This is a genomic window from Chloroflexota bacterium (assembly GCA_016197225.1).
Lineage (GTDB): Bacteria > Chloroflexota > Anaerolineae > Anaerolineales > VGOW01 > VGOW01.
This window is the reverse complement of the sequence record JACPWC010000031.1, coordinates 125,538-140,351: the sequence shown is the minus strand read 5'-3', so window position 1 is coordinate 140,351 and position 14,814 is coordinate 125,538. Positions and strand designations below refer to the sequence as shown.

Below are 14,814 nucleotides of genomic sequence, written 5' to 3'. Positions count from 1 at the left end.
CCATGGATCACGATCCGCTCTCGCTCACTGTATCCGATGAGCCTAAGGTCCCCGAAAATCGCCGCTATATGCTGGCATCGCTCTCCTGCCTCGGCGTAGTGCTCTGCGTTGCCTTCGCCGCCACAATGGCGCTTGCGTTTTATTTCCTGAGGCCGGCTTTCGTTGCGCTGCTATCCGCTACACCTGCGCCCGCCGTGCAGATTGTCCCAACCTCAACTCAAGCAACAGCGTCCCAAAAGCCCGACGTTGAAATCACTGTCTACTGTGGGCTATTTGGCGACAGTCCCGAGTCTGCCGGAGTTGACCAGCCCGTTGTTTTGAAATGGGGATGGGGCGCCGCCACCGAGGCCTATCGCCAAGACTACATTGACGCCGCTTCGTTCTCCGTCCAGATTGACGGAGAGAATATTGATGTCTCTTCCGTGGCGCCGGTCCTCTCCAGCCAATCGAATGGCTTCTCCGCAAGTTGGAGTCTGCCCCCAAGAACCTTTGCCGCCGGGACGCATCAAACCATCCTAAGCGTAACTCTCAGCCGGCAAATTACAGATGGCAAAGATTTAGACAACGATGGCAATCTCGACCTCTACGGTCCCGGACTCACGGCCTTCCCTCCGTGCGATATCATCGTAACTGAGGCGAGAGCCACTGAGCCTCCACCGATTCATGACACTGATTTGCCCCAGGCCCAGTGGCCGCTCGTCCTCTTCGATTCGTTTGATACGAACGATAATGAGTGGCTGGACTTTGCAGACCTCAGTGGAACGGAACCAAATACCTTCGACGTACGCGATGGCAAATATTTTTGGAGTGTACACTCAGACCCCGGATCGCTCGGCGTCGGCTGGCCGGTTTGGGCGAATGGGAGTCCAGAGGTCTCCGACTTCTATGCTTCGGTTGAAGCGAACGTCACCGGCGAGATAAAAGATGCGACCTATGGCTTGGTATTCCGATACGGTGATATTGGCTATTACGACTTTAGCCTCAACGATCAGGGTCTGTTCACAGTCGAAGCGATTATCTACAATCAATCCAACAATATACTAATCAAACCGACCGAAACCTCAGCCGTTCAATCTGGTGAAGCAAACCGCCTTTCGGTTGTGGCAATTGGATCGCATTTGATGTTCTATATCAACGACCAGTTGGTTGCAGAGTTGGACGATGATACTTTGCAACGCGGTTTTGTTGGCGTTTATATTAACTTGGAGGGCGGTAATGCGTTGGCTGATGTTGAATTCGACAACTTTGAACTGCGAGCTCCGGCTATCGCGACGCCGACGACCACCGCGCCTGCCGAGGCCACAACAACCGACGATTCGCAGTGGACGGTGATCCTGTCTGATGCCTTTGATTCGAATGAGAACAATTGGAGAATAGAGGGTCTTGACGATGAGTACTTTACAGTAAACCAGCTTATTACAGACGGTAAATATCGGTGGCAGGCCAAATCCAAGTCGGGCGCTATCCTCTGGTGGGATGAGCCAGAGTCGCTTTATACGAAACCGGTGTCCGACTTCTATCTGAGCGCCGAGATCCAAATAGTCAGCGGGCCGGATGACGCCACTTATGGCCTCCTCTTTCGCGAAAATGACAGCGATTTTTACTACTTTGGGATCAATAACGACGGCGAATTTTTTGTTCGTCTTTCGACCAGGCTTGGGGAGTATTTGATTGTCCCGACGTCAACCCCGGCCATTCGGCCCGGCGAGGTGAACTGGTTAGCGGTCAGAGGGGAAGGCTCGCATTTCGTGTTCTTCATTAACGACGAGCGCGTGGGCGAGGCGGATGACAGCACTTTTAGCAACGGAAGAACCGGCATAGCCATAGAACTCAATCATACTGACGACGAAGCTGTCTTCGAATTCGACAATTTTGAGTTACGCGCTCCGTGATTAGACATCACGGCGCGGCTGAAATGCAAAGAGACGGTCTCCCCTCGAATTCTGGCGACATGGGCGTTCGCCTCGGCGCTGGGCGGGGCTTGGGATCAGATTGTTGCTGTCCTGCTGGCGAAGTAATGAATGGGTGAGGATTTCTCGGGCAAACTTGAAGCGCCGGGAGTTTTATGGCAGTTCCTTCGCCGGTGTTTCGGGGATATACTAGGCGCAGGATTGGTGAGGAGTTATAGACGGGAGGGAAGATGGCCCAAAACTTTCCGCGCAACGTTTTCGGATTCATCGCCGGTGTCGGCGCTGATCCGAAAGATAGTGACGATCTCCGGACGCGGAAGGTGTTGTTGGTCTACATGATATTGGCCGGGATGATTCTGCTCGTCCTCTGGGCCAGCCTCTACCTGGTTTTTGGAGAATTGCCAGCCGCGCTCACCCTTTTCGCCCACGCCGCCGCCATGCTCGTTAGCCTATTCCTCTACAGCCGGCGGCGCATCAGCTATTACGTGCTTCGCATCTCCCAACGCCTGCTGGCGCTGATCGTGCCGTTTGTGCTGACGATCAGCCTGGGCGGCTTCGCCAATTCCAGCATCTTCATCGTCTGGGCGCTGATCGCGCCGTTGGGAACCGCCCTCTTTGGCGAGCCATTGGAAAAATTTCTGCGCTGGTCAGCCGTCTATCTCCTCCTGGTCTTCCTCGTCGGCGTTCTCCAGCCCTTCTTATCCCCGGTCATTCACTTGCCGCCGGCGCTGGTGATGACTCTCTTCGCTTTGAATGTCGGCGGCGCTTCGGCCCTGGTGCTGGCGATGATTTACTATTTTGTCAGCCAGCGCAACCTGGCCTTCCAGCTTTTGCGCGACGAGCAGGAGAAAGCCGAAAATCTCCTGCTCAACATCCTGCCCCGGGAGATCGCTGCCATTCTGAAAAGCGAGAATCACATCATCGCCGAGCAGTTCAGCGGGGCCAGCGTGTTATTTGCCGACGTGGTCGGCTTTACGCCCATGTCGGCTAAAATGACGCCGGTGGCGATTGTCGAACTGCTCGACGAAATCTTCTCTCACTTTGATTCTCTGGTGGAGAAATACCATCTGGAGAAAATCAAAACGATCGGCGATTGCTACATGGCCGCCGCCGGGGTGCCGCGCCCTCAGCCGGATCATGCGCGATTGCTGGCTTGCGCGGCGCTGGACATGCGCGACTACGTGACCGGCCGCGAGTTCAACGGCCACAGTCTCTCCTTGCGCATCGGCCTCAACTCTGGGCCGGTCGTGGCCGGCGTGATCGGGCGCAAGAAGTTCATCTACGATCTATGGGGCGATGCCGTGAACACGGCCAGCCGGATGGAGACCCAGGCCGCCGTCGGCGTGATCCAGATCACCCGCAACACGTATGATCTCATCAAAGACGACTTCGTCTGCGAGCCACGCGGCCTGCTGAGCGTGAAGGGCAAGGGCGACATGGAGGTGTGGCATGTAATAGAAATGAAGCACGATTCGCCGAGCGAGATCGGCGTGGGTAGTGCCAGCCTGTTTCTGGTTTGCCCTGAGCCTGATGGCGGAACTGAGAACTGAGGTAAAGTTGGCCGTGCGCCCGTCATCCGCTCCGCCGAGCAGTGCGCCGTCAAGAAACACTTCGAGCATCCGCCGCAATTTGAGATCAGCACGGTGACAAGCGAGCCGGTTGCCGTGTGATTATTGTCACTGGACTGATCAGCCCTACGTTCTCTATAATCCCCCCATCACGGGCGAGACCCCTCTGGCGGCGAAGCGAGAGGGTTTCGCCGTTGCCTGCCATTTCACCATATCTATCCACCGGAGGAACCCATTATGCCCGCCGACACGCTAACCATCACCGACAACCGAACCGGCAAGACCTACGATCTCCCGATCACCAACGGCGCCATCAAAGCAATGGACTTGCGCCAGATCAAAACCGGGGCCGACGACTTCGGCCTCATGGCCTACGACCCGGCCTTCATGAACACCGCCAGCACCAAGAGCGCCATCACCTACCTCGACGGCGACAAAGGCATCCTGCGCTATCGCGGCTATCCCATCGAGCAATTGGCCGAGAAGAGCACCTATCTCGAAACGGCTTACCTCATCTATCACGGCGAACTACCCAGCAAAGCCCAACTCGACGAGTGGACGTACCAGATCACCCACCACACCTTCCTGCACGAGAACCTCAAGCACCTGATGGAAACGTTCCGCTACGACGCCCACCCGATGGGCATGTTCATCAGCACCGTCGCCGCCCTCTCCACGTTCTACCCTGAGGCGAACCGGGTGCGTGACCCCGACACGCGGCTGAAGCAGGTCTATCGTCTGATCGGCAAAGTGCCGACGATTGCCGCCTTCTCCTACCGGCATGGCCGGGGCCTGCCCTACGTTTACCCGGACAACGACCTGTCGTACCCTGGCAACTTCCTGAGCATGTTGGATAAGATGGCGCAGGCGAAATATCAGCCCGACCCGGTGAAGGAGCGCGCCCTGGACGTGCTCTTCATCCTCCACGCCGACCACGAGCAGAACTGCGGCACCAACGCCATGCGGGCCATCGGCTCGTCGCTGGTGGATCCATACTCGGCCATGGCCGGGGCGGCGGCGGCGCTCTACGGCCCGCTTCACGGCGGCGCGAACGAAGAAGTGCTCAAGATGCTGACCGAGATCGGCCACGTCAAAAACATCCCGGCCTTCGTAGAGAAGGTGAAGAAAGGGGATGGCCGACTCATGGGCTTCGGCCACCGGGTGTACAAGAACTATGACCCGCGAGCCAAGATTATCAAGCGCACCGCCGACGAGGTCTTCAAAGTCACCGGCGTCAACCCCATGCTCGAAATCGCCCTGGAGTTGGAAAGCATTGCTCTGCAGGATGATTACTTCATCTCACGCAAGCTCTATCCAAATGTGGATTTCTATTCGGGCATCATCTATCAGGCTCTGGGCTTTCCGGTGTCGTTCTTCCCGGTGCTGTTCGCCATTCCGCGCACGGTGGGCTGGCTGACGCAGTGGGTGGAACTGCTCAACGACCCCGACCAGAAGATTGCCCGCCCGCGCCAGATTTACCTCGGCCACGACACGCGCGATTACGTGGCGATGGAAAAACGGGCGTAATATATTGCGGTTGTAGGGGTGATTCATGAATCGCCCCTACTGCATCTAACCTGATGACTGACCCGGACTCTGATCGCGCCTTGCTGGCCCGCATTCGCGCCGGCGACAAATCGGCCTGCGCCGAGTGCATTGAGATTCACTCGCCCGGCCTCTATCGCGTGGCCCTGCGCGTGCTGGGCGACGAGGCTGAAGCCGAAGACGCTTTGCAGGAAACCTTCCTCAGCGCCTTCAAAGCCATCGCCTCATTCGATGGCCGCTCCGGCCTGAACACCTGGCTCTATCGCATCGTCTACAATGCGGCTCTGATGCGCGTGCGAAAGCAACGGCCCACAGTTTCGGTGGATGAGCCGATGCTGGACGACGACGGCGCTGAGATGCCCCGCCAGTTGTTCGACTGGTGTTGCCTGCCGGAGCCGGACTTCGACAGCAAAGAGACTCGCACCCAGCTTGACCGGGCCATTGGCGAACTGCCGGAGAAACTCAAGGCCGTGTTTGTGATGCGCGAACTGGAAGGGCTTTCGACGGAAGAAACGGCCCAGGCGTTGGATGTGTCACTGGAGGTGGTGAAGACTCGCCTGCATCGCGCCCGGCTGTGGCTGAGAGAACGGCTTTCGGCTTACTTCGTCGAACTGGCGCGCGAGCATAGCGTGGAAGGTTGATCGGATGCTGACCGAAACTTGCGAGAAACTGATTGACGGCCTCTCGGCTTACCTCGACGGCGAAGTGCCGCCCGAACTGCGGGCCGAGATCGAAGATCACCTGGCGACCTGCGAGAACTGCCGGGCGGTGGTGGACACCACCCGCAAGATGCTGTTGCTCTATCACGGCCTGCCCAACTCCGGCCTGCCTGCTCAGGCCCGCGAGCGGCTCTACAAGTCGCTCGACTTGAGCGAGTACCTAAAACCTCCCGAAGGTTTATAACCTCGGGAGGTTTTATTTCCAGTGCCTACAGCAGACCAGCAACAAGATCAGCGAAAATCAGCGTCTCATCAGCGTTTATCTGCGTCCCCCCAAATGTTTGGCAATCGTGTTCGTTGCCGCCACAGGCGTTTGTCACCTTTCCAGCCTCCCTACATCTAACGAAGTGAACGGGCAGAGTCGCCCGAAACTTCAAAAGACAAACGGAGGACTTACGTCATGCAAAACTTACTCAATACTGCCAGTTGGGATCGGATCGTGAGAGTGATGCTCGGCATCGCCATGATGATCGTCGGCTTCACCGGAATCGTGCCCGGCGTGTGGGGAACCGTCGTGGGTGTGGTTGGCCTGGTTCCGCTCATCACCGGCCTCGTCGGCTTCTGCCCGCTGTACTTCGTCTTCAAATTCCGCACCTTGAAGAAGCATTTGACCGGTACGAAATAATAGCCTCTATCGGACATAGCGGCCTTCAGCAGGTTCAGCGCGGCCTGAGCCTGTCGAAGGCCGCGCGCTGGCTTAGTTTGAATAAAGTCCAATGAAGCCGGGCGGACTGCGGCAAAACATCCTCTTCTCACCACGAAGGCACGATGACACGAAGGATCACGAAGAAGAAACTTGGTGTACCTTTGAGTCTTGGTGTCTTCGTGGTGAATTGTCGAAAGTTGGCAGGCGGTACACCCGCACGTTTTTCTCTTCGGCCATCACCGGCCACTCCGGCAAAAAGAAAGCATGAGCCGCCACCCGCGCCCCCGGCCTCAACTCGCGCTCGAACTTGGGCAGAAGGCGGGCGTTGGCCTTTGGCAAAAGGTAGAGGGTGATCACGTCGGCTTCACCCAGCGCCACGTCGAAGAAGTTGGCGCGACGAACCGTCACCCGGTCGCCCAGCCCAAGCAAAGCAATCATCGCCCGCGTCCACAGATACTTGAGCGGGTCAATTTCCACGCCCACCGCCCGCGCCCCGAACTCGCGCGCGGCGATGATCAGCACCCGCCCGTCGCCCGACCCCAAATCGTAAACCGTCTCGCCCGGCTGAACGTTCGCCAACCTGAGCATCCGCCGCACGGTGCTGGCCGGCGTGGGCACCCAATGCGCGCCGGTGAAGAAGGGGAGGAGGGTGGAGAAGAAGGCGATGAGGGAGAGAATGACGGCAAGCCAGAGGAGAGAAGAGAGAGGAGTGGAGAGCATGAAGGTAGTTGGAGATTAGAGAATTAGAGAATTGGAGATTGAACGAGAGCAGTTATGCTAAAATGGTTTTGAGGATAGGTCTATTTTCAACGGATGTTCAAACGGAGAAGCGGATGAGCATGCTCGCATCGGCTTTTCCGTTTTGCGAAGCATCGGCTGAAAGACAGGGCAAGTTCCGACCCCTGATAACAAATTGGCCTTGCAAACAACATTCGTTTATTCGTTCGCGAAGTGCATTCGTTGACAGGTTTCACCCCCTCCCCCCAAAAAATTCCGCCCGCGCTTGCGAAGCACCCCGTAGCGAAGCGGAGAGGGACGCGCGGGTTTTCAATGGGGTCTCGCAGTTCCGCCAGCGTTTCAAAATGTCAGCCGATCAGAAATCAGGATTCAGAAACCCAGAAATTCAAGTGCGCGAAACGGGAGAAAGCGCCAGGCGAAAGCCAATATTGTAGAGGGAGACCACCGGGATGCCACAGCCCCGAACCGCGGCGAGGCAATCCCAACGATCGAAGTCCCACGACCCGCCACGCAGCACCCGCCAAATATCCTCCGGCGCTTTCAAATTTTCGCGTCCATCTTTCGGGTTGTAAGGGTACTTGTAATCGGGCTCCTCCAAATTCCTTCCCCACAAACTATTCGTCCATTCACAAACATTGCCGCTCATGTCAACCACGCTATAAGGGCTGTCACCCTGCGGCGAATATGCGCCGACTGGCGTCGTCGTTCCCGGCCCGCCTTCACTGCTGTTCAGCCTCGCTTGATCCCACTCATTGCCCCACGGATAAATTCGCCCATCCGCGCCTCGCGCCGCCTTCTCCCACTCGGCCTCAGTAGGCAAGCGAAACGGCGTGCCAGTTTCTTTGCTCAACCACTCGCAAAAGGCAACGGCATCGTTCCATGAGACCTCAACGACTGGATGATTTTCCATGCCGGAAGGAATAACGCCTTTTTCCCAGTGTTCTGGCGGGCGACACTTTGATACCCTGACAAAAACAGCGTACTGAGCGTTTGTCACCGGATACTTGCCAATGTAAAACTCAGAGATATATACACGATGTTGTGGTTGTTCGTCTGGTTGCGCGTCTGGGTCCTTTGTTGAATCACTCCCCATCAAAAACTCCCCCGCCGGAATGCGGATGAGTTCGAGGGGGAAGGGGCGTTCGAGGGTGAGAAGGTCAGGCGAAGATTTGGGCGAGGGCGGCGCAACCGTCGCCTTCTCTTTCGGGCTGTAAGCAGGAGAGGCTGAGGCGCTGGCTTTGCCCAAAGCCTGAGCTACAGCTTTGGTCACCTGGCGGCTGTCGTCATTCAACATTTGTTCGAGGGCTTGCCGCGCCGCTTGCGCCAGCGCCGGGTCACTGCCTTTCAACAATCGGCCCAATTCTTCAACCGCGCCCGCTCGAATTCCGGCGAAACCGCTGTCAACCGCCTGTTGCAGTTCAGGCGGCAGTTGGGCAGATTTTGGCGCGCGCGGACTGCGGGCAATCACAATATCACCCCCTTCTCGGTCATAAACAATCAGGCGCGGCTTTTGAGTCGGCACTACCTCCACAACTTTTGGGAAGACGTAGTCGTACAACCGGGTCGGCGTGATTCGCCCGCCTTCGTCCGCCGCCGCGCCGGTTTTCAACCCTTCGACGATGAAATGGGTGAAGATCGAAGTTTCCACGCCGCCAATGATCCGGTTGCCCTCCCAGGCCGGCTGGGTCTTGTCGGTGGCGGTGAGCACCACCCGCCCCCGCCCTTCAAAGGTGGCGTCCGTAATCGCTTGCACGCCGGGCGCGCCTTTTGCGCCTTGCCCAAACGCGCCGCTCTGGCAACAGTCCAAAATCAACACCTGCCGCTTCGCCCGGCTGTTGTCCATTTCGTCTTTGAGAAAGAGAGAGGGAATGGCCGAGCCGCTCAAGCGATCATTCCGGCTGTTCTTCACCGCCAGATACAAACGGCCCTGAGGGTCGAGCAGGCCGTGGCCGGAAAAATACAGCAACAGCAAATCATCCGGCTTCTTGTCGGCGAAGAAATCGGCGATGGCCGGATGCACTTCGGCAAACGGGCGGTTGGCCAGCGTTTGCACTGCGTCAAAGCCGCCAATCTCCGGGGCGCGCAAGAGTTCATCCAGCGCGCGCACGTCGGCGGCGGGCGCAGTGAGTTGCGACAGATTCGCGTCGTCGTATTGGCTGTTGCCGATGATCAGGGCGAACTTGCGGGGCATCCGGGCCTTACTTCTTGCCTTTCTTCTTTGGCAAACTCTGGCTCACCATTTCGATCCACTCTTTGGCTTCAACCTTCGACATTGTAACCGGAACTTTCACTTTCACTGCCGCCCCTTCTTCATTCTGGATTTCGACCTCGACCGTTTGGCTTTGGTGGCGCATTGACCAGGCATGTAGGAATTCAAGGAACTTGGTCAACACGGTTGGGCCAACTGTCACCGCGACAGCGCCCAACACAATCGGGTCTATGCCTTTTGTGCTTTCCGACGTTGGCCCAGCCGAGATGAATTCCGCCGACTCAATATCCAGTTCGCGCACTTCGTTGCGGAACTGGCGCGTCAGGCGGTCGAGTTGCTCATCGTCTTTATCTTCCAAATTGAGGCGCACTATCAGTTCGGCGGATTCGTCAGGCATGGCCGGGTTCCTTTGAATGTGGGTGATGCTGAATTTTACCTTGCATTAGAACAACGGATTCGACGAATTCAACGGATGTGCGCACGCAAAATATGTCAGCCAATTCCGGCTGAGAAGGCCGCACGCTTGCGCGCAGATGCGGCCTAAGTTCGCATCCGGGGATGCGAACTCCTCGACAACTTTTGATACTGTTGGCGAATTGCCTTGAGGAGCCAGCACCCCCAGGTGCGGCCCGCCCAGCATCCGGGGATGCCTTGCTCCTCGTGATTTCGCCAACAGCATCAACTTTTGCGTGCACACCAACGGATCACGATCCGCCTAATTCGGGAAATCCGTTGTTCTACCTGGGATGCCGCCCAGCAGAACAATGGGAAACTCCAGAATGATGGGATGGGGCGGATTAGATAGCTCGCCCTGCTGATCACAGATTCTCGATTTCAACAGGCTCCACCGCCTCCGCCAACTCAAACCCGAACACCTTTGAGTAGAAGTACAACTCGCCGTCCAGGGCGCGCTTGATGTTGGCCGCCTGCCTGAAACCGTGTTGCTCGCCCTCGAAGGCCACGTAGGCCACCGGCAGTTCTTTGGCCCGCGCCGCCTCAAACATCTTCTGCGACTGGCTCGGCGGCACGACCTTGTCTTCCAACCCCTGAAACAGAATCAGGGCGCAGGACAGCTTGTAGGTATGATGGATCGGCGAGCGTTCAATGTACAGGTCGCGCCGCGCCGGATACGGCCCAATCATGCTGTCGAGGTAGCGCGACTCAAATTTGTGGGTGTCCGTCGCCAACGCTTCGAGATCGCTGACGCCGTAGTGGCTGGCCCCGGCCTTGAACTCGTCGCGGAAGGTGAGGGCGCACAGGGTTGTATAACCACCGGCGCTTCCCCCGGTGATGGCCAACTTGTTTCGATCTGCCAATCCCTGTTCCGCAAGATACAGCGCCGCGTTGGCGCAGTCGTTCATATCCACCACGCCCCACTGCTCGTTGAGGCGCTGGCGGTACTGGCGGCCATAGCCCGTGCTACCGCCGTAGTTCACGTCAACCACTGCGATGCCGCGACTCGTCCAATATTGAACTCCAAGATTGAAGGCTGTCGAGGTGGCTCCCGTCGGGCCGCCATGACTCATCACCAGCAGAGGCGGCTTCTCGCCCTCAGGCGCGTTGAAGTCCCGGTTCGTCGGCGGATAAAAGATCGCGTGCGCCGTCAGGCCGTTCTCGGTCGGGAACTCAATCGCTTGCGGAATTGACAGATAGCCAGGATCAATCGTCAGGTTGCTTGAGCGGCGCAGAACTTCGATCCGATTCGTGGCCAGGTCGAGCCACACCAGGGCGCCAGGCTCGGTCGGCGACTCGACTCCCAACACCACAAATCCGTTCCCGGCCTTCACGCGCAAAATTTCAGTGTACGGCAATTCAATCGGCTCCAGCTTCAGCGTGCCCGGATCCAAACTCGCCAGATGCGAGTTGCCGTTCTTCTCGTAAGCGCACACAATCGCCCCGCCCGCAAACGCATACAGCGACAGGCCGAACACCCACTGCGGCCCGCCGAACTCGGCCTCCATCGGGCACAAGGCTTCAACCTGATCATTCTTCAGCCGATACAGATTCCACCAGCCGGTGCGATCCGAGACGAAGTGCAAGACGCCGCTTGGCGACCACTCCGGCTGAAAGATGGATTCTGCCGGGCCGCCCGCCACTTGTAGGGGCGCGGTGACCGCGCCCCTACTGTCCAACTCACCCACCCACAGCTCCGTGCCATCCCAGGGCATGTTCGGATGGTTCCACGTCAGCCAGGCCAGGCGGTTGCCGTCCGGGCTGAGGCGGGGCGACGAATAAAAATTGTTGCCCGAGGCCAGCACGGTTGACTCGCCCGTCTCCAGTGAGACGGCCACTACCGTGTTCACCGCTTCGCGACTCGGATCAGTGTGATCTTCACGGATGCAGATCAGGCGGTTGCGTCCGCGATCCAGGATCGCGTCGGCATAGCGCCACTCTTTTTCAGGGGTGAGCGCCTCTGGCGGGGAACCGGGTTGCTGCCGATACAACCGTTGATCGGCGAAGTTGGAGAAGTACACGACGCCATCGGCTACAAGGTAAGCGCCGCCGCCGTATTCGTGAACCCGGGTGCGGGCGTTGAACGGGGTCGGGTTCACATCGGCGGCGACCCCGTCCGGCGTCCGCCGCACGATCACGTATCGCCCTTTCTCTTGTGGTCGAATCTCAACCCAGTAAATGTCATCGCCGTCCAGCATCAGTTGCCCAAGCCTGACGCTTTCCGACACAATCAAGTCCGAGGTGATAGGCGATTTCCATGAGCCGTAAGGCGCGATTTGCATACTGCCCTCTTACTCCAACACCCAACTCAGCGCGTTGCGCTGGCTGGAGGGGAGCAGGCCGCGCACCGGGCCGTAAGGTGTGTCAATCTCGGCCACCAGTTGCAGGCTGGCGCGAGCGGCCTCCACGCCCGGCATCAGTTCGACGATGATGTACGTCGCCTGGCTTCCGGCCAGCGGCGTCGTCGAGCGCACGGCAAACGCCCAGTGAGCGGCATTCTCGCCCAGGCCGTCGGCGGTCACCGCCAGAATGTTTTGCCGCAGGCTGAGGGCCGCCGGCGCATTCTCAGGCGCGACGAATTTGAAATCGGGGCTGATACCCACCGTTAGAGTCCCGGCCTGCTCTTCTTTGGCCGCCTTGGGAAGCAGGTCGAAGACGACGGGCCGCAAGCCATCACCTTTGGCATGAAGATAGACAACGATGTCCACGTAGCGCACCGACTGGCGCTCGGCGGGCCGGATTGAATAAGCGAAGCGAGTCAGGCCGTACCGTCTCCCGGTGGCGGGCGGCGTCCACCCTTCACCCATCAATGTCTGATCGCTCCACCAGACGGGCTTGCTGATACTCAAGGCCGGCAAACGCTCGCCCGGCACCGACAACATGCCGGTCGCCCGCATCAATTCACCTTCCCAGCCGGCTACCGTTGGAAAGTTGGTCTCGTCAATGTTCATGAATGGCTCCTGCTTAATAGAGACAACGGATTTGGCGAATTCGACGGATGGATTCGCTAAATCCGTTGTCTGGCTTGACTGGTCTGAAAGTAAAGCTTGCTATTCATCGCAGATTGGGTGACGAAAGTATATCCCAACCTGTGGAGAGAGGGCAACCGCCGCCAGACACCAGGTGTCTGACCGCGAATTTTATCAGCTCACTTCCTGCCAGGCCCGCAACAACTCGGCCACACCCCAGGCCTGGGCGAAACAGCCGCGCGGGGTGAACGGCGGGTCGCCGTCGAAAATTTCGCTGACGCTCCCCAAGCCGTGATCGTTGAGGTGGTGAATAAGCGGTTCAAGACTTGAATGATCCGGAGCCAGACTGCGGAGGCCGTGTGAGGTGAGCAGAGTCCGGGCGCAGGTGTCCACGACGGCCTTTTGCTGTTTGGCGCTCAACGGGCTGTGAGGCAGTGAGACGGCGAATAGTTGATTGGGGCGCAGGCTGGCGTTGTTGCCGTCAGGCCCGTCAATCACATCGTAGCAATAGCCGCCGATCTCAAACCAGAACTTGCCGAAGCTCGCCTGAACACGGTCGGCCATTGCCGTGTAAGTGTCCGGTTCGTTGAGGCGGCGGGCGAAGCCGGCCAGGGCGCGCAAGGCGTTGTGCCACAAGGCGTTGATCTCCACCGGCTTGCCGATTCGGGGCGTCACCACCCAATCGCCGACTTTGGCATCCATCCACGTCAACTGCACACCGGCCTCACCCGCGTAAAGCAAGCCGTCGGTTGCGTCCACGTGAATCTGGTAGCGCGTGCCGCGAACGTGCCAGTTCACAATATCTTTCAAGATCGGGAAGAGTTCGCGCAATAGTTCGTCGTCGTCAGTTGTTTCGTAATAAGCGCGAATGGCTTCAAAATACCAAAGCGTCGCATCCACCGTGTTGTACTCCGGCGTCTCGCCGGCGTCCGGGAAGCGGTTGGGCAACATGCCCTGACTCACAAAGCGGGCGAAGGTGCGAAGAATGCTTCGGGCGATTTTGAAACGGCCAGTAGACAGGGCCAGGCCGGGGAGGCTGATCATCGTGTCGCGGCCCCAATCGCCAAACCAGGGGTAGCCGGCGATGATGGTCTTGCCATTCTGATCGTCCGGGGTGGCGCGGCTGACGATGAATTGGTCGGCGGCGAGATAGAGTTGCGGCGGAGCGAGCGGGCGTGGGGGCAGGGAAGAGATGGCCGCAATGGTGGGTTCTGTTCCAAGCGACAGGTTTTCTGCCAAGTCAGAGTCGTTTGGGAGCAATGCTTGTTCATAGTCCCGGCGTCTGGCATAAGCGGCGGCGCTGTCGAGGCTGGGCCGGGCTTCGACGCTGGCGACGAAGGTGAGAGTCTCGCCGGGCTGGAGCGTGGCCCGGAACTCGCCGATGCACAAATGATCTTCGAGGCCGTCGAAGCCGCGAGATTTCTCGGCGCTCAACGAAAAGTTCTTGTACCAGTCGTGGCTTTGGGCCACGCCGGCGCGGTCGCTTAAAAGGTAAAACGGCGTTGCCCCGTCGTAGGCAATCACTCGCAAGCCGTGAGGCACCGAGGTAATCAACATCTGCCAGTCGCCGCCCTGAGTTGCGCCGTGATAGTCGCGATAGTTGACCAGGACTTTAGCGGCGAGAGTCAGCGGCCCGCCGGCCCGGCGTAAACGATATTGAATGTAAGTGGTGTTCGCGCCTTGCTCCATCCAGATTCGCTTTTCGAGCAGAGCATCGGCCAGCGCAAACGTCCAAACCGGAGTCGTGCCTTCGAGGTGGAAGCGCTCGAGGTTGCGATGACCTTCAGGGTTGACAACGTCGCCTGCCCAGCGATTGGCGAAGAGCGGGTAATCGTTTCCCCCGTAAGAGGCGGCCTCATCGAGTTTGGCGACGAGCAGGGTCCGGCCCAGGGGCGGGTTGATGGCGGCGATCAAGAGTCCGTGATACCGCCTGGTCAGCACTCCGCCCACTGTTCCCGAAGCAAAGCCGCCGAGGCCGTTGGTCACCAGCCACTCTTTTCTGGCCGCCGTTGATAAGTCACCGCAAACGTCGCGCCCGAAGTCGAGCATAGCGTATT

Annotated in this window: 12 protein-coding genes; 6 read left to right on the top strand and 6 right to left on the bottom strand. The window is 58.5% G+C overall.

The features are described from left to right. The first annotated feature begins 2 nt into the window (after positions 1–2). From HYZ49_06130 to HYZ49_06105, 6 genes are all read left to right on the top strand, one after another. Positions 3–1,892 carry a hypothetical protein gene (locus HYZ49_06130; GenBank protein ID MBI3241857.1) on the top strand — a complete coding sequence of 630 codons (1,890 nt, stop codon included), beginning with the start codon at positions 3–5 and terminating at the stop codon, positions 1,890–1,892. Between the two features lie 248 nt (positions 1,893–2,140). Then, the gene (locus HYZ49_06125) at positions 2,141–3,460 is read left to right on the top strand and encodes a guanylate cyclase (protein ID MBI3241856.1); all 1,320 of its coding nucleotides are present in this window, start codon (positions 2,141–2,143) and stop codon (positions 3,458–3,460) included. Positions 3,461–3,715: 255 nt separating this feature from the next. Continuing rightward, the gene (locus tag HYZ49_06120) at positions 3,716–5,005 is read left to right on the top strand and encodes a citrate synthase (protein ID MBI3241855.1); all 1,290 of its coding nucleotides are present in this window, start codon (positions 3,716–3,718) and stop codon (positions 5,003–5,005) included. Between the two features lie 53 nt (positions 5,006–5,058). Then, entirely contained in the window at positions 5,059–5,664 is a 606-nt protein-coding gene (locus HYZ49_06115) for a sigma-70 family RNA polymerase sigma factor (GenBank protein ID MBI3241854.1), read from the top strand. A gap of 4 nt (positions 5,665–5,668) precedes the next feature. Beyond that, positions 5,669–5,926: a zf-HC2 domain-containing protein gene (locus tag HYZ49_06110; protein ID MBI3241853.1), complete on the top strand. Its 258-nt coding sequence runs from the start codon at positions 5,669–5,671 to the stop codon at positions 5,924–5,926. Between the two features lie 216 nt (positions 5,927–6,142). Next, the gene (locus HYZ49_06105; protein ID MBI3241852.1) at positions 6,143–6,367 is read left to right on the top strand and encodes a DUF2892 domain-containing protein; all 225 of its coding nucleotides are present in this window, start codon (positions 6,143–6,145) and stop codon (positions 6,365–6,367) included. Between the two features lie 156 nt (positions 6,368–6,523). Here HYZ49_06105 and HYZ49_06100 read toward each other — a convergent pair whose 3' ends face one another. The 6 genes from HYZ49_06100 to HYZ49_06075 form a co-directional block, all read right to left on the bottom strand. Then, the gene (locus HYZ49_06100) at positions 6,524–7,108 is read right to left on the bottom strand and encodes a class I SAM-dependent methyltransferase (protein ID MBI3241851.1); all 585 of its coding nucleotides are present in this window, start codon (positions 7,106–7,108) and stop codon (positions 6,524–6,526) included. A gap of 403 nt (positions 7,109–7,511) precedes the next feature. Further along, positions 7,512–9,317, bottom strand: a complete 1,806-nt coding sequence (locus HYZ49_06095) for an SUMF1/EgtB/PvdO family nonheme iron enzyme (GenBank protein ID MBI3241850.1) — start codon at positions 9,315–9,317, stop codon at positions 7,512–7,514. Positions 9,318–9,324: 7 nt separating this feature from the next. After that, complete coding sequence (locus tag HYZ49_06090; protein MBI3241849.1) at positions 9,325–9,732, bottom strand: hypothetical protein; 408 nt, start codon at positions 9,730–9,732, stop codon at positions 9,325–9,327. Between the two features lie 421 nt (positions 9,733–10,153). After that, positions 10,154–12,070 carry a S9 family peptidase gene (locus HYZ49_06085; GenBank protein ID MBI3241848.1) on the bottom strand — a complete coding sequence of 639 codons (1,917 nt, stop codon included), beginning with the start codon at positions 12,068–12,070 and terminating at the stop codon, positions 10,154–10,156. A 9-nt stretch (positions 12,071–12,079) separates the two neighbouring features. After that, positions 12,080–12,739 (bottom strand): hypothetical protein, encoded by a 660-nt coding sequence (locus HYZ49_06080; protein ID MBI3241847.1) that lies wholly within the window; start codon positions 12,737–12,739, stop codon positions 12,080–12,082. 192 nt (positions 12,740–12,931) lie between these two features. After that, a complete protein-coding gene (locus HYZ49_06075) occupies positions 12,932–14,806 on the bottom strand; it encodes a glycogen debranching enzyme N-terminal domain-containing protein (GenBank protein MBI3241846.1) in 1,875 nt (624 codons plus the stop codon). Positions 14,807–14,814: the final 8 nt, after the last annotated feature.

Excerpts from the sequence above, each read along its gene's own strand:
- HYZ49_06080 (MBI3241847.1), bottom strand. The coding sequence starts at position 12,739 with ATGAACATTGACGAGACCAACTTTCCAACGGTAGCCGGCTGGGAAGGT.
- HYZ49_06095 (MBI3241850.1), bottom strand. The coding sequence starts at position 9,317 with ATGCCCCGCAAGTTCGCCCTGATCATCGGCAACAGCCAATACGACGAC.
- HYZ49_06115 (MBI3241854.1), top strand. The coding sequence starts at position 5,059 with ATGACTGACCCGGACTCTGATCGCGCCTTGCTGGCCCGCATTCGCGCC.
- HYZ49_06085 (MBI3241848.1), bottom strand. The coding sequence starts at position 12,070 with ATGCAAATCGCGCCTTACGGCTCATGGAAATCGCCTATCACCTCGGAC.
- HYZ49_06125 (MBI3241856.1), top strand. The coding sequence starts at position 2,141 with ATGGCCCAAAACTTTCCGCGCAACGTTTTCGGATTCATCGCCGGTGTC.
- HYZ49_06090 (MBI3241849.1), bottom strand. The coding sequence starts at position 9,732 with ATGCCTGACGAATCCGCCGAACTGATAGTGCGCCTCAATTTGGAAGAT.
- HYZ49_06100 (MBI3241851.1), bottom strand. The coding sequence starts at position 7,108 with ATGCTCTCCACTCCTCTCTCTTCTCTCCTCTGGCTTGCCGTCATTCTC.
- HYZ49_06120 (MBI3241855.1), top strand. The coding sequence starts at position 3,716 with ATGCCCGCCGACACGCTAACCATCACCGACAACCGAACCGGCAAGACC.
- HYZ49_06130 (MBI3241857.1), top strand. The coding sequence starts at position 3 with ATGGATCACGATCCGCTCTCGCTCACTGTATCCGATGAGCCTAAGGTC.
- HYZ49_06105 (MBI3241852.1), top strand. The coding sequence starts at position 6,143 with ATGCAAAACTTACTCAATACTGCCAGTTGGGATCGGATCGTGAGAGTG.
- HYZ49_06075 (MBI3241846.1), bottom strand. The coding sequence starts at position 14,806 with ATGCTCGACTTCGGGCGCGACGTTTGCGGTGACTTATCAACGGCGGCC.
- HYZ49_06110 (MBI3241853.1), top strand. The coding sequence starts at position 5,669 with ATGCTGACCGAAACTTGCGAGAAACTGATTGACGGCCTCTCGGCTTAC.